Here is a 21,015-nt window from a genome sequence, read left to right on the forward strand (position 1 = left end):
CGGCTCGCCGAGGCTCTGGCGGGCAAGGGCGTCACCCCGTTGACCTGACCACCCATCAGGACCACCCCGGCCATCAGTATGGATTTCTGATGGCCGCCAGCTGAGAGAACCCAAGTCCACCTACCTGGGGATCCTCATGGCCGTTGACACCTCACTCCTAACGCATCCCGGGGAGGACGGAGTGTATGGATGGGCGGACCTGCCTGTCAGCGAGGCAGCCGACCGTGCCATCGCTTTGCAGGAGTGGAAACAAGCTGTTGCCGAACGGATGATCGCGGTTGATTTCCGACCGCATTCCCACCACTGGCAGATCATGGCCCAGATCAGAGCTACGAAGCACGAGGCCGGAACGATCGAGGTTGGTGGCACTCGGACGATGTGCTTCATGACCAGTTGGGGGGATGGGGTCTTTCCCGTCTCTGCCGACCACGACGCCGATGGACACCTTGTGCAAATCCGGATCACGCTTGGCGACTCGCAACGTCAAGCTCAACTTGAGGCGATGTACGACCGGTTCAGTCTGGAATGATCATCATCACGGTTGCCCTTTGAAGGTGGAGGGGGCTGGAGTTTGTACAGGTAGCCCGTGGTGGGTTCTCTGCTCTACTCCGCGCGTACGGTCACTTCTGCTCGTAGTGCGTGGAAGGCCAGGTACAGCGTGAAGGTGTGCAGGGTGAACAGGTCGGCGCCGTCCCAGTCAAAGAGTTCGACCTGCCCAGATGGAGCATCGGGGTGAGCGGTCACACAGTCATGGCCCTCCTGGTCCTCGCGCCACTCGACGAGGCGGACATCCTCGAACCGGAAGACCACAACGGGCGTCTTCGACAGCTCGAGTGGAGTCCACTGCGGATCGTAGACAAACTCCAGCTCCAGCACTGGTGGCCTGCCGGGCTGGTAGGTCAGGTGTCTGAAGTCGGTGTCGTGCAGGTAGACGTGGGCGGAGTCCTCGGTCCGGAACTCATACAGTCCTCCGTTGGAGGTGACGCCACGATCCTTGTCCTTGGTCACGCCGACGAACTCAGTCACTGACATGAGGACATGGTCTCGCCAAACTGCACGATCTTGGAAGTCCCGATTAGCTGGTGACAGCAGTGCTGACAGCAACGTCCCCGCACACGGGCTTACTGCGGCCACCATGTACACGTTCCTGAGCACGGCCTCGACCAGCCGAGCAGGGTGATCGGTCCGCCTGAAAGGCGGAAGCTCGGGCTGCCGGAACGTATCCACCGCCGGACATGGAGATCCACGCTCCTGATCAGCTTGCCATCGGGTTACCTACCTGCAACCGATGCCCGTGACTTCTGGAGCCTGATCTCGGCGTGTAGATTGCCAGCCAGTTCCTCCAACGTTTCTCCGCAACGGACGTTGGAGAGGCCGCTGTTCTTGGGCATGAAGTTGATTCGCATGGCGACCCAGCCTCCGGACATGTCGGTGACCTGCCAGCCCGGGAATCTGTTGAGCACTTGCTGCACGGTCAGGGGCACGGCTGTGCTCCGGCGATCAGTGACGAGAGTGGATGCGACATGCGCAGTTGCGTGTAGCGGAGGGCGACTCGGTGGGCGGCGCGGGCCGGCTGGGTGAAGGGGTGTCCTGCATAGATCGGTCGGTGTCTGCGTGGGTTCCAACCGGTGCGCCACCAGTACGTGCCGTCCGCGCACCAAACGATCAGACCGACCCAGACCGACACCATTGGTGTGCCGTAGTCGTGATGGACGTCGGCAGTGATTCCCTCTTCCGAAAGGGCGGCGGCCAGTTGTTGTGCGGCGGCCAAGGCGTGAGGCGGTAGTTCGTTCATGTACTGAGCGTTGCTGTCATGAAACCGCAGGTGAACGGCCTAGTGCTGCTGGTGGTACGGGTATTCCCGTCACGAATATCGGTACGGCCGAGGTCGGCGGCTTAACCTAGCGTTGTGACCCAGATACCGCCGCAGTTCTGGTCCGGGCCAGTTGTGGCCGCCGCTCTCGCCGAGTGCGATCTACCAACCATCCTCGAAGAGGTGCGGCGGGCGCACGGTTGGACGCAGGGTCAGCTTGCTGAGGCGGTCGGCTACTCCCAGAGTTGGGTGTCCAAGGTGTTGCGTGGTCGTCAGCCGCTCACTGTGGACCAGGTTCGGGAGATATCCATCCAGATCGGGGTGCCGCTTCACTTGCTCCGATTCGGAGCCCGAGGGGATGACGATCCGACGAAGCGCAGAGATTTCGGCAAGGCGGTGGCGTTGACCGCGCTGGCGGGCGTGGCCCTGCCCAAGCGCGCCGATGTGGACGAGACGACGGCCGCCACGCTGACCAGCATCACCGGAGCCCAGCGTAGGTTGGAGGCCGTCACGCCTGCGCGCGAACTTGCCAAGCCGGCTGTGGCGCAGGTCGATCTCGCGAGCCGGGTTCTCGGCCGCGCGTCGCGGTCTCCGCATGCTGACGAGATCCGGGCCGGTCTGAGCGAGGCGGCAGGCTTCGCGGCCTGGGTGCATGCCGATATGCAGGACACCGGTTCGGCGCGGCTCTACTACCGTCGCGCCGTCGACAGTGCACGACAGGCCAACCATGCGCTGCTGGCGGCGTACATGATCGGCAGTCTGGCCGCGTTCGAGATCGACGCCGACGATCCGCTGATCGGACTGAATCTCCTGGCGCGGGCGCGGCGGGAGATCGGTGAGCGGCCACCGGCAATCGCTCGCGCTTGGCTGTCGAGCCTCGAAGCGCTCGGTCATGCGACCGCGCGAGACGAGGCGGCAGCGCTTCAGGCGTTGGGCGCGGCTGAGGCGGCGGTACGGGCTGGTGAGCGGGCCGCCGCACCGCCCTGGCCGTGGGTGTTCCCATTCGATCATGCGAAGCTGGCGGGGTATCGGGCCCTGGTGATGGTGCGGCTCAAGCGGCCGGTTGAAGCCGTTGCCGCGTTCAACGAGTCGCTTTCGTCGGCCCAGCCCGGTGCGAAGCAGCGGGGTGTGCTCATGACGGAGGTGGCGGCAGCTGAGGCCATGTCGGGGCGCTACGAGGAGGCGCTGTATCTGGCGTCCAATGCGCTCACTGTGGCGACGACGTATGGCTCTGAGCGTGTCCTACACCGGGTCAAGAACTTCCGCCGCTCGTATGCCGGGCCGTCGTCCGGTGCTTTGCACTCGTTCGACGAACGTCTTCACGCCACTCTGATCTAGGGGGATCATGGTTCGCATCGCTGTGTCCGGCCATCGGGGCTTGCCGGAGGAGACCGCCATACTGATCGACGGGGCGGTACGCCAGGCGCTCGCGGAGTACGGTCCTGAAGTCGCCGGATTGTCCTGCCTGGCGGACGGGGCTGATCAGATCTTCGCTCGTGCGGTACTCGATCTCGGTGGTGTGCTGGAAGCCGTGATCCCGGCCAAGGAGTATCGGGACGGGCTGCCGGGCGAGTGCCAGGCTGTGTACGACGAGTTGCTGAGCCGGGCGGTCCAAACTCACAGGCTGGACTTTGTGGAGTCCACCGCGGAGTCGCACATGACTGCCAGCGCGCGGATGCTGGACGACGCCGAGGTGTTGTTCGCCGTCTGGGATGGGCAGCCGGCCCGAGGCTATGGCGGCACTGCTGACGTGGTGGCCGAGGCGCGGCGACGGGAGGTGCCCGTACGGGTGATCTGGCCCGCTGGAGCCCGGCGAGATTAGGAGCCTCTAGACGCTAGGTGCCTGGTCAGGCGGCTGATGAGCCTCTAGACCTAGAGGTGATCTCTCTAGGTCTAGAGGCACAGGGTTCTATCGGCTCTCGCTCGCTTGCTGTCGTGCGATCTTGCGAGCGGTGGCGATCCTTTGGCGTGCTACCTCGGCCCAGAAAGCCTCTCCGTGGCGGTGTCCGCGTCCGGCATAGTGCCATTCGCTCACCGTCACGGTCTTCTCCGGGTCGGGAGGCGGAGCGCCCGTGATCAGCTGGCCTTGCTCGGCGCGGAAGTTGGCGCGGGCCTGTCGAATGTCCCCGAGTCTGATCGAGTAGCGGCGGGACTTGGTGGAGAAGTGTCCCCGGTAGCCCAGCATGTGCGCCCACTGTCGTAGGAGCAGGGCGCGGTAGGGCTGGAGCTCGGCGAGGCTGAAACAGGTGTAGATCATGCGGCGGGCGTGCTCGGTGACCTTCAGACCGGCGATCTGTCCGGCATGCCGAATCGGACGGTCTACGGTGCCTGCGGACTCGGCTCCCTTGGTCGCGTACTTGGCCACGTACGCGGCGACTCGCTGATCGCTCAGTCCGCCCAGTTCGGCTGAGACGTAGACCGGTCGTACGTCGAGCTGATCGCCCCACCGGACAGGCGAGGGCGGTCCGTCCTCTACTCGGACCGTGACCTGACTGGCGGTCCGGCGTATGGCCCGGTCGAGCAGGTCGATCGTGATGTGGTCCGGAGGGCGGTCGGCGGGTCCGCCCGGTCCGTCGAGTCTGACGACGGCATGGAAGTGGACCAAGCCGCGAGCTTGGTACTCGGCGACCTTGGCGTACGAGAGGCGGACCGTCCGGCGTAGCTCCAGTCGGGTGATGCCGAGCAGGCGGGCCAGGACGCTCGGCATCGTCTTGGTGAACTCCCGCCAGAGCATGCCTGCGTGGGCGTTCCACAGGACGGCCCCGATGTAGTCGTAGCAGTCCACGCACAAGGGCTGCCCGACCTGGACGTCATCGCGCTCGTGACGCGAACCGCAGCCCTTCGGCCGGCCATGCGCACAGACGGGACGGTCCCGGCGGGGACGGCATGGGAGCGTCCGGCCGGACTGCCCGCGGTGGGCGTGGACGGCACCGAAGGATGGGGCGGTAAAGGTGACGAACGCGCGGGGATGCTGGCTGACCTCCTCCGGAACGCCCTTGCCGCCGCGTAGGCCAGTGATGATTAAGTGGTACGTGTCGTCCTTGTAGACCGCCGAGCAGGCCGGGCATCTGGACGCGCGCCGGTTGCCGCAGGCTGTGAGCAGGAAACCGGTCGGCTCGTCGGCGGTTCGATACACGTCGAGGACTTCGCCCGTCCGGCTGTCCAGCGTGTACCTCTCGCCTTGTAGCCGGATCGGTTGGGCGCATCCGCCCGTGGCGTGGACCATTTGCTGCCAGCGGGCGAAGTCGGGCATGGCCGCACGCTGCATGACGGCCAGCATCTCGGGTGACAGGCGAGGGACCTCGCTCATGCGGCGTCCTTCCCGGAGGAGCCGTCGGGCGGTCTTTGGCGGGCGACGCATACGCCGAGCACGGTGGCGATGCGCTGCCACTTCTCTTCTGACCAGCGAGGGGATCGTGCGGCTTGCTGCTTGCCCCACTCCTGGGCGGAAAGCTCGTTCGGTTGGTTCAGGTGGCCTCCTCGGTTCGTGGGCGGGAGCCACCGCCGTACCTGATGAGCACGACCAGACGCCAGCGCCAAGGCAGCCTGAAGACAGCCGTTGGCGGTGGTACCAGCAGCGAGAGAACAGGAATGGAGTGCGGCGAGAAGGTGGATGGCGCGCTCTGCGTGGACACCTGCCGTCGGGCCGGGAAATCCGACGGGTCATCAGTGGTCGTGGATGTGCTTGCCCGGAATCGTCTATGCGCCTTGAGGTGATTCGCCGAGATGTTCGCTGCGGTCGTGCTGTAGAGGGACGGTGGCTCTTGGTGTGAGTACGTTGTACCACTGGGAGAACGTGTTTACGCAGGTCGGAGTTCCGGCGGCGACGCGAGCGCAGACGTCCGGTACGTACCGTGGACGTCCGGCTGCGTCCGTAGAAGTCCGGTTGTCGCCGGTGGTTCCGAGGGCAAAGTAAGAAGGCTGTCGCCCATGGGTAAGGGAGACAGCCTTCTCAGACGTCCTGGACGTCTTGGGCTCAGCCTTCTCGCCAGATCGGCTCAAGCAGGTCGGGGTTGAACTTCCTGCGTCCCTTGCCGGAGGGATAGATGATCACGGCTAGGAGAGCTTCGCGGATGTAGGACCGCTTGATCGTGAGGGGGAGTCCGTCTTCCTCCTCTGGCAGGTACCAGCGCCGTCGGATGTCGCTGATGTCGGTGTCGGAGCGGGCCTGGCGGCGCTGAGCGGCGGCGGTGAAGCCTTGAGCCTCGGTGCGGAGGCGGGCGATGCGCTTCTCAAGCTCCGGTGCTGTTGAGAAGAACAGCTCGTTCGTGATGTTGCCGGCTGTCCACTGCACACGCAGTTCCTCCAGACGGGTCTTTGCGCCCTCGTACTCTGCCTGGCCCGGCCACTCGGCTGGAGCGGCGGACGCGGCGAGTTGGACCTGTTCCAGCTTGGCGAGTACTGCTTCGGAGATGAAGAGATCGACCATGTCGCCGCGCCGTCCAAGTCCGCCGCAGCCGCCGACGGTCTTGCCGGGGCAGATGTAGATGTGCTGGACACAGTCCTTGCTGTGGGTGACGCGCAGTGAGGCGTTGCAGAGGGAACCGTCCGGCTTGGCGCGACCGCAGCGGAGGAAGCCGGTAAGCAGGTAGTTCGACTCGCGGAAGTCCGGTGCGAGGATATGGCCGACGCGTCCGTCCCTGTAGACGAAGTGGCCCCTGCGGGCGTCGAAGATGTTCTTGACCGCCATCCACTGTTCGGGCGTCACGATCGGCTCCCATTGGCCGACCACGGGGTTGCCAGCAGAGTCTCGGACGAGTTCGCCGTTGATCTCCCGCCAGCCGCAGATGCGGGGGTTCTGCACATTGATTTTGAGCGATGGGGGCGTCCACTCGTTGCCCAGCGAGGTCTTCACGCCCTCCCGACGCCACTGGTTCGTAATGGAGTGGAGCGAGCGGCCTGCGATGAGGTCCAGCACCGCCTGCCGTACGAGAGGTGCCTCCTTGGGGTCGAGGGTGAGACGGTCAGGCTTCCAGCCGAAGGGGCGCGTACCACCAACTGGAAGACCTTGCTCGGCGCGCATGCGGTGCGAGCGGCGCATGCGGCGCTGCATCTTGCGGACCTCCATCTTGGAGATCACCGCACCGAAGAGCCCCATGCTTTCGGTGTCTTCGCTGTAGAGGTCCTTCGGGCCGCGAGCGTCGGCGAACACGCGGCCGTCCTGGTACGTGATCGCTTCGACGAAGCGTTCATAGTCACCAGGACGTCGCGCGAGACGGTCCTCAGCGACGATCACGACGCCCTGCACCGCGGTGCCGTTGGGGAGTTCGCCGGCCCGCAGGGCCCGTAGCATGGCCTCGAAGTCGTCGCGTACGACGTCGGCCTTGGCGGCTGACTTGTCGTTGTCCGTGTACTCGTGGACGACAGTCCACCCGTGCCGTTCCGCCGTCTCCCGGTTGAGGCGGTGCTGGTCCTGCACCCCGTGCTCATCCCGCCTGATGTCAGCGGAAATGCGAGCGTAAGAGACGACTGGGACATTGGTCATGTAACCCTCCTCGCATGAATTGTTGCGGAGAGTTAAGTTCTACCACCAGCAGTATCTTTTTAAAGTTCCGAACGGATATTGCGGTATCGGGGGCACTGGCGTCTCCTGCCCGGTAGGCATCGCGCCTGCCGGTCAGTGACCTGTCGGCACCAGTCTCCGGCAGGAAATCCCGCCGTTTCCTCTTGCAGACGGCAAAAGGCAGCCTTGGGCGAGCAGGCGTTCGGCCGCGGGTGAGCATCGTGCTCTTGGGGATGGCACTCCAGTGGTTCCGTACCGTGCGTAACCACTGGAAAACCCTTGCAGTGGTGTATCGGTGTCCTTTGCGGGAAAACCGTGCAGGTGGTTGCGGTCTGATGACGTGGCCGATGTCGGTGCCGGCGACGAAAGCAGCGTCGCCGGCACCGCGTCCAGAGTTTTGCCGGGTTCCGTACCGGCTTATGAGGAGAAGACCAACCGGGTGGTGAGCCGCCTGGCGAGTGTGCGTGTGCCGGCCGTGGCCGCGGTCTCCGGGTTCCGTGTCGGGCAGGGGCTGGGACTGGACCGCTGACCGCCGGTGCCATCGTCGCACATCGTGATCACAGCCACCCAGGCACCACCAAGATGAGCCAGGTGGCGAGCGGCGCGACCAGCACCATGCTGAAGCCCCACCGCATGAGGCCCTTGTAGACGGTGTCGCGTCTGTCTTCCGGCGCGTTCGCGACGACGAGCGCGCCGCTGGTCGAGAACGGGCTGGAGTCGACGACAGAGGAGGAGATGGCCAGCGCGGTGATGAGCCCGACCGCGCCGACGGCGTTGCCGCCGGTGAGGAACGGTACGGCGAGTGGGATGAGCGCGCCGAGGATGCCGGTGGTGGAGGCGAAGGCGGACACCGCGCCTCCGATGAAGCAGATGATGAGCGCGGCCAGCAACGGAGCGCCGATGGTGGCGACCTCGCTGCCCAGCCACTTGATGGTGCCGATGTTCTCCATGAGGCTGACGTACATGACGATGCCGCACACCAGCAGCACCGTGGGCCAGGCGATCTGGTTGATGCTGCCCTTGGCGGACGCCGGTGAGATGAGCGTCAGGATCGCTGCCACGGTGATGGCGACGAGGCCGACGTTGAGGTCGAAGAAGAGTGCGCCGACGGCCAGGATGGCCAGGCCGATCAGGGTCAGGATCCGGTCACGGTCCAAGGTGGTGGCTGCCTCGTCCACGCTGCTTGGTGCGATCGTCGTGGTCGCGACGTCTCCGCCCGATGATCCGGAAGCCGGCGCGGGGGCGGGGGCACGGCTGTTGGCGGAACCGGAACCGGGATCGGTCTCAGTGGGTTCCTCTCCGGTGTCATCGGCACGGCGGCCAAGCAGATCGCGGCCGCCCCAGAGGAAGAACACCACCAGGCTGATGGCGAGGTTGAACAGGAACGAGACCAGGAACAGCAGCGTCGGGTTGCCAGGCAGGCCTGCCTTCGCGACCACGCCGTTGGTGATGCCGCCGAAGATGCTCATCGGCGAGAACCCGCCCGCGCTGGCACCATTGATGATCATCAGGCCCATCAAGAGCGGGTTGATCTTGTAGCGGGCGGCGAAGCCCATCCCTATCGGAGAGATGATCGCCACTGACGCCGGTACCACGGCGCCAATTGCCGTGAGACAGGTCGTGACCAGGAACATGACCCACGGGATCAGGCCGACCCGCCCGCCCACCGCTCTGATGGCAGCATGGACGAGCCAGTCGACGGTTCCGTTGTTCTTGGCGATGGCGAACAGATAGGTGACACCGGCGAGGACGACGAACAGGTCGCCGGGGAAACCCGCGAAGATTGTGTCGGTCTTCTCTCCGACATCTGCCCCGTCCAGCACTGAGATACCCAGGACGAACGCGGCGACGATGGCGAGCGCGCCAAGGTTCACCGGTCGCACGGTGGCTATGAGGAACATGGCGGCGAGGACGACGATTGAGATGACTTCGACGGACAAGGAAGCCTCCCGCGTTAGCGGTGTGGGTCTAGGGATGGTCTGCGCCAGGTTGGCCCCCGCCTCGCGCTGCTTAAATCAGAGAATCTTTTCCACGATGTGAAATCTTCGTTCCATTTATGTGCCGGTTTAGCCGCTGAGTATTAGCTAGGTCACAGGCACAGGTCAAGACCCGTCGCGCTTCGCTCCCGCCGTTCGGTCCTCCATGCAACAGGTGCGGGTCCAGGGGTGCGCGACGACTACGGCGAATGGGGGATCCGAGTGTCCTGTGCCGCCGTGTCGGTGCTTGGTCCCCCAGGCTGTCTCGCCGTCTCGATCTCCGGGTTGGCCCGCGGATGACGGCCGACATCGCCGAGCGGTCGGCGCCGCTGGCGGTTGACCCCACATCCGCCATGCGATAGAAAATTTCCGCATTGCGGACAATCAGCAGCAACCGATGACGAGAGGCGACTACCTAGCCGCTTTCTTCAGGCCATGAGCACTCAACGTCATGCGTGCTGATGTCGAGCCGACGAGCCCCGTGAGGAGATCGTGGTATGTCCGATGAGGCCCTGGTAGAGGCTTTCTTTCAGGCGCGGCGGAAGGGCGTCGCGGGTCGTGACTTGGCCGATCCTGAGCTGATCGCGGCAGAGCATGGCCTGCGGAAGGGGTTGGACCTGCAGTTGGCCGTCCTTGATCGGTTCCTTGCGTCGGGTGAGCGACTGGGCGGCTGGAAGGTCGGACACACCTCAGGCAGTCGCCGAGGCATGATGGGTTCGGACTTCCGGCCGTTCGGATACATCCTCGACGGCCGGATCATGCGATCAGGAGACGCCCTCCCGCACGACCGGATCGCCTCGTGTTTCATCGAACCAGAACTGTGTCTGGTCCTCGGCGCGCCCCTGTGGGGCGAGGATGTCGATCCAGTGGCGGCGCGAGGCGCGGTTCGCGCGGTGGTTCCCGCGTTCGAACTGAACGAGGCTCGGCTGCCGCCGGGAGCCGGGCATCCGGCAATCCTGGCCGACGGCCTGAGCAACTGGGGCATCGTGGTAGGAACGGAGGCACCCGTACGGTCGAACCTGACCGATATCACGGTCGAGTTGTGGCGCGACGGGGAACTGGTCTCAACGAGGACGCCCGGGGATTCCATGGACGATCCATTTCTCTCGCTGTCACGCCTGTGCGCCCTGCTGCACCGTTACGGTCGCGGGCTGGAGCCGGGTCAACGAGTGATCACCGGCTCGTTCTGCAACGAGACGGTGCAAGGTCCGGGCAGCTGGCGGGCCGTCTTCTCGGGCATCGGTGAGGTCGCCGTACGGTTCAGTTGACGGGTCGCGCAGGTGCGGACTATCGCGTACCCGGCTGCCGGAACTGACGATCGAGCCCGGCTGCCGCGTCGAGCAGGTGAGGCACCACGCGTTCGACGACTTCCGGGGTGAGACGAGTCTCAGGCCCCGAGACGGAGATCGTGGTGGGAGCAGGAGCGCCGGTCACCGGCACAGCGACGCATCGCACGCCGATTTCCTGCTCACCGTCGTCAATGGCATAGCCGAGCTCGCGCACTCGGGACAGCACCTTCATGAGTTCGTCAGGGTCGGTGATGGAGCGCTCTGTGGAGGCGGGCATCCCGGTCTGCCGGACGATCTCCAGGACGTTCGCCGGTGGAAGCTGCGCCAGCAGGGCCTTGCCCACGCCGGTGCAGTGCAGGTCGACGCGGCGTCCCACCTCGGTGAACATTCGCATCGAGTACTTGGACGGAACCTGAGCGACGTAGACGGCCTTGTCTCCGTCGAGAATCGCCATGTTGGCCGTCTCGCCCACGGCCTCCACGAGCTCGGTCAGCCGCGGGCGGGCCCATGCTCCGAGCGCGCGTGAGGCGGTCTCGCCGAGACCTATCAGGCGGGGACCCAGGGCGTACCGGCGAGACGATTGCTGGATGACGTAACCCGAGGTGATCAGGGTGCGGATGATGCGGTGGATCGTCGGAAGCGGAAGCCCGGACCGGTCCGCGAGCTCGCTGATCGCCAGCTCACCCCCGGCCGCGTTGATCAATTCAAGCAGATAGAAGGCGCGGGCGATGGACTGAACGCCGCCCGGAGCGCCCTCCTCCATACGTGCAGTCACCTGCGTCCTCCGTGAGTTGGCGAAGACGCGATGTGGCGCCTTCTGGTGATGCGGAAAGCCTACAAGGGTTGAAACCTCTCGGTACGCGACGCTTTCTGGCCTGCCGTGCTGGTACACGACCTCCGGCCGTCCGTGCGGCGCCAGAAGCTTACGGCGGGTCCCGCGGACGTACATCCAGGCACCGCTCGATTGACAGGCAGGTTGAGGGCGGCTAATACTCTAGCAACAGATAGCGGAAACTTTTTTCCGCATTGCGGAAAGACTGGTGTTCATATGCTCCCATACGCGGTGAACTGTTCGATCTTGCTCACGGGGCTGCCCCTGCTCGAGCGCCCGGCGGCGGCGCGTGCGAGCGGGTTCGACGGCGTCGAGTTCTGGTGGCCGTTCGACTCGGCGGTTCCCGCCGACGCGGAGGTGGACGGCTTCGTGCGCTCGATCGAAGAGGCCGGAGTGCGGTTGGTCGGGCTCAACTTCGCGGCGGGTGACATGGCGGGTGGCGACCGTGGGCTGGTGTCCTGGCCTGCTCGTTCGACAGAGTTGCGCGACAACCTCGACGTTGTCGCCGATATCGGCCAGCGGCTGGGTTGCCGGGCGTTCAACGCGCTCTACGGCAATCGAGTGGACGGGGTGTCGGAACAGGAACAGGACGATCTCGCGGTCGAGAACCTGGCCCTGGCCGCCGCGGCGGTCGGCCGGATCGGTGGCACGGTGCTGATCGAGCCCGTCAGCGAGGCGGATCGGTACCCGATCCGCACAGCGGCCCAGGCCACCGCGATCATCGACCGGGTGGCGCGGGAGACGAATGCGACCAACGTCCGGATGCTGGCGGATCTCTACCACTTGGCGGTCAATGGTGATGATGTTGCCGCGATGATCGCAGGCGACGCCGCACTGATCGGACACGTGCAGATAGCCGACGCTCCAGGCCGGGGCGAGCCGGGGACCGGCAAGTTGCCGCTCGATGGCTGGATGTCCGCCCTGCAGCGGGCCGGCTATTCGGGATGGGTGGGCCTGGAGTACAAGTCCGAGGCCGCAGATCCGTTCGCCTGGCTGCCGCGCGAGCGTCGTGGCTCCGCAGCGCGCACCGCATGACGCCGTGAAGATGCTACGAAACCAACAGGAAGAGCACATTGAGATGACCACGATCGCCGTCATCGGGCTTGGTGTCATGGGCGGGCCGATGGCAGCCAACCTCATCGAGGCGGGCTATGACGTCGTCGGCTACAACCGTAGCCCAGAGAAGGTCGACGCCCTCGTCAGCCAGGGGGGTCGCGGGGCGGCGAGTGTCGCCACCGCGGTCAAGGACGCGCAGGTCGTGCTGACCATGCTGCCCGACTCGCCGGATGTCGAGGAAGTGGTCGCGGGGGAGGAGGGGGTGTTCGCGCACGCGGCTCCCGGCACTCTGTGGATCGACTCCAGCACCATCGAGCCCAAGGTGGCCGTCCGCCTGGCGCAGGCGGCGGCGGAGCGTGGGATACGTGCTGTCGACGCGCCGGTGTCCGGCGGGGAGGCCGGCGCCCGCGAGGGCAGTCTGTCGATCATGGTCGGCGGTGACGCCAAGGACGTGATGGACGCCCGGCCGGTGCTGGAGGCCGTCGGCTCGACGGTCGTGCACGTGGGGCCGTCCGGCTCCGGGCAGACCGTGAAGGCGGCCAACCAGCTGATCGTCGCCGGCACCATCGAACTGGTCGCCGAGGCACTGGTGTTCCTCGAAGCGTACGGCGTGGAAACCGAGGCCGCTGTCAAGGTCCTCGCCGGTGGCCTGGCCGGGAACCGGATCCTCGACCGTAAGGCCGGAAGCATGATCGCGCGGGAGTTCACCCCGGGGTTCCGGGTCGACCTGCACCACAAGGACATGGGGATCGTCACGTCGGCTGCCCGCGAGGTCGGCGTCGCGATACCGCTCGGCGCCGCCGTGGCCCAGTTGATGGGCGCGCTACGCGCGCGTGGGCATGGTGCGCTGGACCACTCCGCACTGCTGTTGCTCGTCGATGAGCTGTCCGGCCGTGCAGGAGCGTGAACGGGAAACATCACCCGAACATCGACAAGACCGGAGACGCCATGCCGCGTATGCGAGCCGTTGATGCCGCCGTACTGATCCTGGAGCGCGAGGGCGCGACCCAGACCTTCGGCCTGCCCGGAGCCGCCATCAACCCGTTCTACTCCGCCATGCGCGCACATGGTGGCATCAAGCACATCCTGGCACGCCACGTGGAGGGCGCCTCCCACATGGCGGAGGGCTACACCCGCGCCAAACCCGGCAACATCGGTGTGTGCATCGGCACGTCCGGTCCCGCCGGTACCGACATGATCACGGGACTGTACTCGGCATGGGCGGACTCGATCCCGATCCTGTGCATCACCGGGCAGGCGCCGGTCGCGAAGCTGCAGAAGGAGGACTTCCAGGCCGTCGACATCGCCTCGATCGCCCGGCCGGTCACCAAGACCGCCGCCACCGTGTACGAGGCGGCGCAGGTTCCAGGCGCGTTCCAGCAGGCGTTCCATCTGATGCGATCAGGGCGTCCCGGTCCGGTGCTCATCGACCTGCCGTTGGACGTGCAGCTCGCCGAGATCGAGTTCGACATCGACACCTACGAGCCGCTGCCCGTCTACAAGCCGCGGGCGACCAGGGCGCAGGCGGAGAAGGCTCTCGACATGCTGGTCGCCGCGGAGCGTCCGCTGATCGTGGCGGGCGGCGGGATCATCAACGCCGATGCCTCGGACCTGCTGGTCGAGCTGGCAGAGGTGCTGAACGTTCCGGTGATCCCGACGTTGATGGGCTGGGGGACCATCCCCGACGATCATCGGCTGATGGCGGGCATGGCCGGGATACAGACGGCGCATCGTTACGGGAACGCGACGATGCTCGCGTCGGACTTCGTGCTGGGTGTCGGAAACCGGTGGGCGAACCGGCACACCGGCGGACTGGACACCTATACCCGGGGACGAACCTTTGTCCACGTCGACATCGAGCCCACCCAGATCGGGCGGGTCTTCGCCCCGGACTACGGCATCGTCTCCGATGCAGGTGCGGCGTTGGAGCAGTTGGTCGAGGCGGCGCGCGAGCGCAGGGACGCCGGTCGGCTTCCCGACTGGAGCAGCTGGGTCGACGCGTGCCTGGAACGCAAGCGCACGATGCACCGACGTAGTGACTTCGACGACGTTCCCATCAAGCCGCAGCGCGTCTATCGGGAGATGAACGCCGCATTCGGGCGAGACGTCCGGTACGTGTCCACCATCGGGCTGTCGCAGATCGCCGGAGCGCAGTTTCTCCGGGTCTACAACCCGCGACACTGGATCAACTGCGGCCAGGCCGGGCCACTCGGCTGGACCGTGCCCGCCGCCCTCGGGGTCTGCGTCGCACAGCCTGAAGCGACCGTGGTCGCGCTCTCGGGCGACTACGACTTCCAGTTCATGATCGAAGAGCTGGCGGTGGGAGCCCAGTTCAACCTGCCCTTCATCCAGGTGCTGGTGAACAACTCCTATCTAGGCCTCATCCGCCAGGCACAACGCGCGTTCGATATGGACTACAACGTCCAGCTGGCATTCGAGAACGTCAACTCGCCCGATCTGGGCGAGTACGGGGTCGATCATGTCAAGGTCGCCGAGGGCCTTGGCTGCAAGGCGATCCGGGTCCGCCGGCCGGAGGACCTGCAGGACGCGTTCGACGAGGCCAAGAAGCTCATGGCCGAATTCCGGGTGCCCGTCGTCGTCGAGGTCATCCTTGAGCGGATCACCAACATCGCCATGGGCCAGGACATCGACGGCGTCGTCGAGTTCGAGGACCTCGTCGACAGCGACATCGACGCCCTGCCCGAGTTCGCTCTGCTTGACTGACCCCCTGGCGAAGACTCGCCGCTCCCATCAGGAGCGTGCCAGTGCCTCGCGTACCAGTTGGACGGGGTGCCAGGCGTCGCGCTCGGTGCCGTGGAAGATCTGCTGCCGGCAGGAGACGCCGGTGGCCACGACGACGGTGTTCTCGGGTTCTGCGGCGATCGCCGGGAAAAGGCGGTCGCCGCCCACCTTCATGGACACGTCGTAGTGCTCGGACTCGAAACCGAAGGATCCCGCCATGCCGCAGCATCCCGCGTCCAGTTCCTCCACCGTGACTCCCGGGATTCGGCTCAGCAGCGCGACCGTCGCAGCGGTCCCCACCTCCGCCTTTTGGTGGCAGTGGCCGTGGTAGAGCAGTCTGCGCCCAGCCAGCCAGGAATCATCCCGCAAGCGCAGCCGACGCTCGTCGATCGCCTCGACGAGCAGTTCCTCGACCTGCCGTACCCGCCCGGAGACATCCTTGACCGCCGGATCACCGGGAAGCATGGCCAGGAGTTCGTCGCGCAGCGTCATCAGGCACGAGGGCTCACAGCCAACGATCGGCGAGCCTGGCTCCGTCGAATCGTGTAGCGAGCCTGCGAGCTTGCGGGCGTCGGTCTTGGCCTTGTCGAGCAGGCCTTTGGACAGGCTGGACCGTCCGCAGCAGCCGCCCGCCTCCAGCCGGACCCGCCAGCCGGACTGCTCCAGCAGCTCGATCGCGGCCTGGCCGATCTCCGGCTCAGTGAACGTGGTGAAGGAGTCGGCGAGGAAGGTGACCTGCCCCTGGGGGACGGGGTGCGCCCCGGACGCGCGCCGGCGGAACCACCGCTCCAGATTGGACCGGGCGAAGGATGGCAGCGGCCTGGCCGGGGTGATGCCCAGCAGCCGGTCCATCAGCAGGCGCAGGGGACGGCTGCGTCCTGGCAGGTTGGACAGCGGCGCGGTCGCCGACCCCAAACGGTTCAGCGTCCGGATCGCACCGAAAACCCGCGACCGGAGCGGGACCCCGTGCAGGTCGTGCTGGTGGGAGAGAGCCTCGGCTTTGAGCGTGGCCATGTCCACCCCGAGGGGGCACTCGCTCTTGCACGCCTTGCACATCAGGCACAGGTCCAAGACCTCGTGCAGTCGCTCGTCGCCCAGCGCCTTTTGGGGGTCCGGTTCCGACAGCGCTTTGACCAGGGCGTTGGCACGCCCACGGGTGGAGTCCTCTTCCTGCCGCGTGGCCATGTAGGACGGGCACATGACGCCGGACTCGCTCTTACGGCACAGCCCGATGTTCATGCAGCGGTCCGCCGCGCCGCGCATCCCGCCGACGACCTCGAAGGACAGCCGCGTCCTGAGGGGCACGGCCGGCCGCAGCGTCTGGTCCCTCAGGTTGTCGGTCATGGAGGGGGCATCCACGATCTTGCCCGGGTTCAGCTGGTTGGAGGGGTCGAAGACGCGTTTCACCTGACGCATCGCCTCGTAAAGACGATCGCCGAAGATCTCCCGGTTGAACTCGCTCCTGGCCAGTCCGTCGCCGTGCTCGCTGGAGTTGACGCCGCCGTACTCGCGGACGAGGTCTTTGATCTCTTCCGCTACGGCGCGCATCCTGCCCACCTCGTCCGGGTCGGTGAGGTCGACGAAGGGCCGGATGTGCAGGCAGCCGACCGAGCAGTGCCCGTAGAAGCCGGCGGTCATCCCGTGCCGGTCCAGCACCTCCTTGAAGCGCCGCGTGTAGTCGGCGAGGTGGACGGGGTCGACGGCGGTGTCCTCGACGAATGCGAGTGGACGGCGGGTGCCCTCGCTGGCGGCCATCAGCAGACCGAGGCTCGACTTGCGCACCTTCAGCAGGGATGACTGCTCGGCGGGAGTGACCGCCTGCAAGGTGTGGTAGCCGTGTCCGTGGCGTTTCCATAGTGCGGTGAGCCGCTCCAACCGGCTGCGGAGTTCCCGCTCGTCGTCGCCGGTGAAGGACACGAAGAGCAGTGCCTCTGGATCGCCTTCCAGGATGTTGCCCAGCGAGGCGTACTCGAGCTTCTTCCGCGACAGGTCCAGGATCGTCCGGTCCATCAGTTCCACAGCGGCCGGGTCGCACGACAGCGCGTCCTCGGTGGCCGCGATGGCGTCCGGGGTCGATGTGAAATGTCCGACGGCGATCATGGTCATGCGGGGCTTGGGTACCAGGTCCACCAGGGCCTGGGAGACGACCACGAGGGTGCCTTCCGAGCCGACGACGAATTTCGCCAGGTCATACCGGCTCTCGTCCCTCGCGAGCCGGTCCAGGCGATATCCACAGGCCCGGCGCCAGAAGTCCGGGAAGCCCTCGGCGATGGCCGAGGAGTTCGCCAGCAGGATCTCGGGCAGCTGCCGGTAGATGGAGCCCTCCAACGTGGGCAGCGCGGCCCGGCGCGCCCACTCGGCCGCGTCCGTGGAGTCCAGGTGAGCCCGGCTCCCGTCCGCCAGCGTCACGTCGAGCTGCCGGACGTGGTCGATGGTCATGCCGTACCGGATCGACCCGCTGCCGGCCGAGTTGTTCCCGATCATGCCGCCGATCGTCGCGCGGTTGCTGGTCGAGGTGTCCGGGCCGAACATCAGGCCGTGCGGGGCGGCCGCGCGGTTCAGTTGGTCCTGGACGACACCGGCCTCGACCAGGGCGGTACGGCTCGCCGGATCGAGCTCGATGATCCGATTCATGTGCCGGGACATGTCCAGGACCAACCCAGGACCCACCGTCTGGCCCGCGAGGCTGGTCCCGGCCCCGCGGGAGACGACCGGCACCCCATGCTCGGCTGCCGCGGTCACCGCGGCCGCCACGTCGTCGGCGTGGCGTGGGAACACCACGCCTACGGGCATGATCGAGTACATGCTGGCGTCCCGGGAGAACAGATGCCGGGTGTAGTCGTCGAACCTGACCTCGCCGTCGAGATCGCCCCGGAGCCGGAGTTCGAGTTCATGGGTGGGCAGGGTCCCGCCGGCGGAGGCGTCGACACTGAACGCGGTCATCGTCCGCATACTCCTAACGTGGTGAGGAAGGGCTGGGCCGGCCACGCGCTATTCGCGGCGCAGGACATCTAGGGCGGCGTCCACCCCGACCGGGTCGATGGGTGTGCCGGCCAGTTGGAGTCCCATCTGCACACCGGCGAGGGTGCCTGCGAGAGTCAGGTCGTTGAAATGGCCGAGGTGCCCGATCCGGAAGACCCGGCCGGCCAGCCTGCCGAGGCCCGTCCCCAGGGACATGTCAAACCGTTCGAGAATGGTTTCGCGCACCTTGTCGGCGTCGTGCCCCTCTGGCATCAGCACCGCGGTAAGTGATCCGGAATACTCGCGCTCATCCGCGCACAGCACCTCCAGGCCCCAGGCGCGGACCGCGGCCCGGGTCGCCTCGGCGTGGCGGGCGTGGCGGGCGAAGACCGCCGGCAGCCCTTCGGCCTCGAGCATCCGCAGTGCCTCATCAAGGCCGTAGAGCAGGTTGGTGGCCGGGGTGTACGGGAAGAAGCCGTTCTTGTTGGCTTCGATGATCGGCTTCCAGTTCCAGAACGACTTCGGCAGGGTCGCGGCGCGCGAGGCCTCCAGGGCCTTGGCGCTGACGGCGTTGAAACTCAAGCCGGGCGGGAGCATCAACCCCTTCTGGGAACCGGCCACGGTCACGTCGACGCCCCACTCGTCGTGCCGATAGTCGATCGAGCCCAAGGAGGAGATCGTATCGACAAGCAGCAGAGCCGGATGCCCCGCCGCGTCGATCGCCCGCCTGATCTCCGGTACACGACTCGTCACTCCGGTCGACGTCTCGTTGTGCACGACGCAGACCGCCTTGATCGACCGAGAGGTATCGGCCGCGAGCATCTCTTCCACAGCCTGCGGGTCGACCCCGTGGCGCCAGTCACCCGGGACGAAGTCAACGTTAAGCCCCAAGCCGCGGGCCATATCCTGCCACAATGTAGCGAAATGTCCTGTTTCAAAGCACAGGACCCGGTCACCGGGGCTCAGAGTATTCACCAGAGCGGCTTCCCAGGCTCCCGTACCAGAGGCGGGATAGATCACGACGGGGCCGGCGGTGCCGAACACCGGCTTGATCGCTTCGAGGACGCGTAGTGCGAGTGCCGCGAACTCGGGACCGCGGTGGTCGATCGTCGGCGCCGCCATGGCGTGAAGCACTCGGTCGGGGACGTTCGTGGGGCCAGGGATCTGCAGGAAATGGCGACCGGTGTGCATGGTCACGTGGCTCTACTCCTCGCTGTGCCGCTACACGGCACATTGTGTCGTATGATGGCACGACGAGCTTAAGTGTCGCCCGATTGAGGAGTCAAACGGTGCAAACCGTCCTGAACGCCCTCCGCGTACTGGAGGAGGTGGCCGCACGGCAACCGGCCGGGGTGGCCGAACTGGCCCGGGCCACGGGCATCCCCAAGAGTTCCGTGCAGCGCGCGCTGCGCACACTGCAGGTCGCTGGGTGGATCCGCCCGGCCGGCGGCGGTGTCACCCGGTGGGCCGTGACCACCAAAGCGCTGTACGTGGGTCGTCACGCCGCCGGGGACCTCAGCCTGCGCGACGTGGCCGTGCCGGTGATGGAGGACCTGCGGCGGCGCATCGACGAGACGATCCACCTCACGATCCCCGAAGGCGACAGGGTCGTGCTGATCGAGCGTCTTGAGACATCCAAGCCGGTACGTATTGTCCTGCCACTGGGCCACAGTCTCCCGCTACACGCATCCGCGCACGGCAAGGCGGTACTGGCGGCCAGCCCCGAAGCGGTCGTGGAGCAACTGATCGCCGACGGGCTGCCGCGGTACACCGATACGACCATCACCGACCCCGACGAGTTGCTCGCGGAGTTGGAGAAGATCCGCGAGCGCGGATACTCGACCAACAGCGGAGAGTGGCGCTCCGACGTCTCAGCCGTCGCGGCGGCCGTGAGGGACGACTCCGGGCAGCCGGTGGCGAGCATCAGCATCAACGTGCCGACCAGCCGCATGGCCGATGAAAGCCAGTCAGCCTATGGTGCCCTGGTCCGCGACGCGGCCGCCATGGTCGGTGCCGCGCTGGGAGACGCGCACGAAGGGACCAGCCTCGGGCCGGGTCGTAGCCGAGAGCCTTTCCCGGCCCCTTCTTGATGTCGCGCATGCGCCGGGGGCGGCGGCGCTGCGGCGCAGTAACCGGGTGGTCGCGACGGCCCGAGGGGTCGAGCGTTTCGGCGGGATCGACGTCGCCGTCAACGATGCCGGGTACCGGCCTCTTCGGAGCGGTGGAGGAGGTCGGCGAGGCTCAGGCGCGCGGTGAAGACCAACCTTTGCGTGTGGGCATGAGTACCGTGCCTACGGAGTCTTCCGGTCGCCTGTGCCCGGCAGTCTCTGTTGCCTGAACCGAAGTGCTACCACCAGCAGTATCTTTTTAAAGTGCCGAATGACTACTGCGGCATCGGCGGCACCGGAGTCTCCTGCCCGGTGGGCATCGCACCTGCCGGCGAGTGAGCGAAGGCGCCTTTGAGGAAGTGACGGTCCTCTGGGAGGAGCACCAGCACATTCCGTTTCCCAGCCTGGGTGATCGGGATCTCTTCGCAGACCTGGTCATGGCGGACGACGGGGCGACGGGCGTTGTGAACTGGTACGTCCGTAATGACGGCGGCGTGGTCAGTGCGCAGCTTCGGCGGCAGCTCGGCAGCAGTGTCCGGGAGTTGCGCCGGATTCGGCGGCGAGTCCGTACGCGAGAGGGAAAGTTGTACGTGGACCGATTGCTGCGGATGGCCGGCCTGATCCTCGGCAGAGGGGCAGCGGACGAGCGCTACAAACGGTAGCCACGGCCCCCGTCGTTTCCGCCGTTGAGGGGCGGGAGATCGTTCGGGGGCGTGCTCATTCCCGGCTCCGTGG

At 66.3% G+C, this 21,015-nt stretch carries 17 protein-coding genes and 2 pseudogenes; 12 read left to right on the forward strand and 7 right to left on the reverse strand.

The window, feature by feature from the left end; translation table 11 throughout:
- Positions 1 to 181: 181 nt before the first annotated feature.
- Positions 182 to 529: a hypothetical protein gene (locus AB0J09_RS19885; protein ID WP_360692717.1), complete on the forward strand. Its 348-nt coding sequence runs from the start codon at positions 182 to 184 to the stop codon at positions 527 to 529.
- A gap of 74 nt (positions 530 to 603) precedes the next feature.
- On the opposite strand, the gene AB0J09_RS19890 is transcribed toward AB0J09_RS19885, so the two are convergent.
- Positions 604 to 1,032, reverse strand: coding sequence for a hypothetical protein (locus AB0J09_RS19890; RefSeq protein ID WP_360692720.1), 429 nt, complete (start codon positions 1,030 to 1,032; stop codon positions 604 to 606).
- A gap of 877 nt (positions 1,033 to 1,909) precedes the next feature.
- On the opposite strand from AB0J09_RS19890, the gene AB0J09_RS19895 reads away from it, so the two are divergent.
- Both AB0J09_RS19895 and AB0J09_RS19900 read left to right on the forward strand, forming a co-directional pair.
- Complete coding sequence (locus AB0J09_RS19895; RefSeq protein ID WP_360692722.1) at positions 1,910 to 3,151, forward strand: helix-turn-helix transcriptional regulator; 1,242 nt, start codon at positions 1,910 to 1,912, stop codon at positions 3,149 to 3,151.
- A 7-nt stretch (positions 3,152 to 3,158) separates the two neighbouring features.
- Positions 3,159 to 3,635 carry a hypothetical protein gene (locus tag AB0J09_RS19900; protein WP_360692724.1) on the forward strand — a complete coding sequence of 159 codons (477 nt, stop codon included), beginning with the start codon at positions 3,159 to 3,161 and terminating at the stop codon, positions 3,633 to 3,635.
- An 87-nt stretch (positions 3,636 to 3,722) separates the two neighbouring features.
- On the opposite strand, the gene AB0J09_RS19905 is transcribed toward AB0J09_RS19900, so the two are convergent.
- Together AB0J09_RS19905 and AB0J09_RS19910 are read right to left on the reverse strand one after the other, a co-directional pair.
- Entirely contained in the window at positions 3,723 to 5,123 is a 1,401-nt protein-coding gene (locus AB0J09_RS19905; protein ID WP_360692726.1) for a replication initiator, read from the reverse strand.
- 666 nt (positions 5,124 to 5,789) lie between these two features.
- Positions 5,790 to 7,298 (reverse strand): recombinase family protein, encoded by a 1,509-nt coding sequence (locus AB0J09_RS19910; protein ID WP_360692728.1) that lies wholly within the window; start codon positions 7,296 to 7,298, stop codon positions 5,790 to 5,792.
- A gap of 34 nt (positions 7,299 to 7,332) precedes the next feature.
- Here AB0J09_RS19910 and AB0J09_RS19915 point away from each other — a divergent pair.
- Both AB0J09_RS19915 and AB0J09_RS19920 read left to right on the forward strand, forming a co-directional pair.
- A pseudogene (locus tag AB0J09_RS19915) lies at positions 7,333 to 7,437 on the forward strand (peptide-methionine (S)-S-oxide reductase); the annotation flags it as partial.
- A gap of 219 nt (positions 7,438 to 7,656) precedes the next feature.
- The gene (locus AB0J09_RS19920; RefSeq protein WP_360692731.1) at positions 7,657 to 7,845 is read left to right on the forward strand and encodes a hypothetical protein; all 189 of its coding nucleotides are present in this window, start codon (positions 7,657 to 7,659) and stop codon (positions 7,843 to 7,845) included.
- Between the two features lie 28 nt (positions 7,846 to 7,873).
- Here the strand turns inward: AB0J09_RS19920 and AB0J09_RS19925 are convergent, their stop codons facing one another.
- Positions 7,874 to 9,256, reverse strand: a complete 1,383-nt coding sequence (locus AB0J09_RS19925) for an SLC13 family permease (protein WP_360692734.1) — start codon at positions 9,254 to 9,256, stop codon at positions 7,874 to 7,876.
- Positions 9,257 to 9,789: 533 nt separating this feature from the next.
- Here AB0J09_RS19925 and AB0J09_RS19930 point away from each other — a divergent pair.
- Entirely contained in the window at positions 9,790 to 10,560 is a 771-nt protein-coding gene (locus tag AB0J09_RS19930) for a hypothetical protein (protein ID WP_360692737.1), read from the forward strand.
- Between the two features lie 19 nt (positions 10,561 to 10,579).
- Here AB0J09_RS19930 and AB0J09_RS19935 read toward each other — a convergent pair whose 3' ends face one another.
- Complete coding sequence (locus tag AB0J09_RS19935; protein WP_360692773.1) at positions 10,580 to 11,344, reverse strand: IclR family transcriptional regulator; 765 nt, start codon at positions 11,342 to 11,344, stop codon at positions 10,580 to 10,582.
- Between the two features lie 285 nt (positions 11,345 to 11,629).
- Here AB0J09_RS19935 and AB0J09_RS19940 point away from each other — a divergent pair, with 285 nt between their 5' ends.
- Genes AB0J09_RS19940 through gcl form a run of 3 tightly spaced genes read left to right on the forward strand, consistent with a single transcriptional unit; the run spans position 11,630 to position 15,193 of the window.
- On the forward strand, positions 11,630 to 12,448 hold the full coding sequence (locus tag AB0J09_RS19940) for a TIM barrel protein (RefSeq protein ID WP_360692740.1): 819 nt from the start codon (positions 11,630 to 11,632) through the stop codon (positions 12,446 to 12,448).
- A gap of 10 nt (positions 12,449 to 12,458) precedes the next feature.
- Positions 12,459 to 13,376: a 2-hydroxy-3-oxopropionate reductase gene (locus AB0J09_RS19945; RefSeq protein WP_360692776.1), complete on the forward strand. Its 918-nt coding sequence runs from the start codon at positions 12,459 to 12,461 to the stop codon at positions 13,374 to 13,376.
- 41 nt (positions 13,377 to 13,417) lie between these two features.
- Positions 13,418 to 15,193: a glyoxylate carboligase gene (gcl, locus tag AB0J09_RS19950; protein ID WP_360692779.1), complete on the forward strand. Its 1,776-nt coding sequence runs from the start codon at positions 13,418 to 13,420 to the stop codon at positions 15,191 to 15,193.
- Positions 15,194 to 15,220: 27 nt separating this feature from the next.
- On the opposite strand, the gene AB0J09_RS19955 is transcribed toward gcl, so the two are convergent.
- A complete protein-coding gene (locus tag AB0J09_RS19955; protein WP_360692743.1) occupies positions 15,221 to 18,154 on the reverse strand; it encodes an FAD-linked oxidase C-terminal domain-containing protein in 2,934 nt (977 codons plus the stop codon).
- 48 nt (positions 18,155 to 18,202) lie between these two features.
- Positions 18,203 to 19,363, reverse strand: coding sequence for an aminotransferase class V-fold PLP-dependent enzyme (locus tag AB0J09_RS19960; RefSeq protein ID WP_360692782.1), 1,161 nt, complete (start codon positions 19,361 to 19,363; stop codon positions 18,203 to 18,205).
- 98 nt (positions 19,364 to 19,461) lie between these two features.
- On the opposite strand from AB0J09_RS19960, the gene AB0J09_RS19965 reads away from it, so the two are divergent.
- The 3 genes and pseudogenes from AB0J09_RS19965 to AB0J09_RS19975 all read left to right on the forward strand — a co-directional run bounded on the left by AB0J09_RS19965 (position 19,462) and on the right by AB0J09_RS19975 (position 20,942).
- Entirely contained in the window at positions 19,462 to 20,262 is an 801-nt protein-coding gene (locus AB0J09_RS19965; protein ID WP_360692746.1) for an IclR family transcriptional regulator, read from the forward strand.
- Positions 20,263 to 20,520: 258 nt separating this feature from the next.
- Positions 20,521 to 20,619: pseudogene (locus tag AB0J09_RS19970) on the forward strand (peptide-methionine (S)-S-oxide reductase); the annotation flags it as partial.
- A complete protein-coding gene (locus tag AB0J09_RS19975; protein WP_360692749.1) occupies positions 20,616 to 20,942 on the forward strand; it encodes a hypothetical protein in 327 nt (108 codons plus the stop codon). The pseudogene AB0J09_RS19970 and the gene AB0J09_RS19975, both read left to right, overlap by 4 nt.
- Positions 20,943 to 21,015: the final 73 nt, after the last annotated feature.

This window comes from Nonomuraea sp. NPDC049784 (genome assembly GCF_040659615.1).
Lineage (GTDB): Bacteria > Actinomycetota > Actinomycetes > Streptosporangiales > Streptosporangiaceae > Nonomuraea.

Coding starts and splice junctions, on each gene's coding strand:
- gcl (WP_360692779.1), top strand. CDS start 13,418: ATGCCGCGTATGCGAGCCGTTGATGCCGCCGTACTGATCCTGGAGCGC.
- AB0J09_RS19910 (WP_360692728.1), bottom strand. CDS start 7,298: ATGACCAATGTCCCAGTCGTCTCTTACGCTCGCATTTCCGCTGACATC.
- AB0J09_RS19935 (WP_360692773.1), bottom strand. CDS start 11,344: ATGGAGGAGGGCGCTCCGGGCGGCGTTCAGTCCATCGCCCGCGCCTTC.
- AB0J09_RS19890 (WP_360692720.1), bottom strand. CDS start 1,032: ATGTCAGTGACTGAGTTCGTCGGCGTGACCAAGGACAAGGATCGTGGC.
- AB0J09_RS19945 (WP_360692776.1), top strand. CDS start 12,459: ATGCTACGAAACCAACAGGAAGAGCACATTGAGATGACCACGATCGCC.
- AB0J09_RS19940 (WP_360692740.1), top strand. CDS start 11,630: ATGCTCCCATACGCGGTGAACTGTTCGATCTTGCTCACGGGGCTGCCC.
- AB0J09_RS19955 (WP_360692743.1), bottom strand. CDS start 18,154: ATGACCGCGTTCAGTGTCGACGCCTCCGCCGGCGGGACCCTGCCCACC.
- AB0J09_RS19960 (WP_360692782.1), bottom strand. CDS start 19,363: ATGCACACCGGTCGCCATTTCCTGCAGATCCCTGGCCCCACGAACGTC.
- AB0J09_RS19900 (WP_360692724.1), top strand. CDS start 3,159: ATGGTTCGCATCGCTGTGTCCGGCCATCGGGGCTTGCCGGAGGAGACC.
- AB0J09_RS19905 (WP_360692726.1), bottom strand. CDS start 5,123: ATGAGCGAGGTCCCTCGCCTGTCACCCGAGATGCTGGCCGTCATGCAG.
- AB0J09_RS19930 (WP_360692737.1), top strand. CDS start 9,790: ATGTCCGATGAGGCCCTGGTAGAGGCTTTCTTTCAGGCGCGGCGGAAG.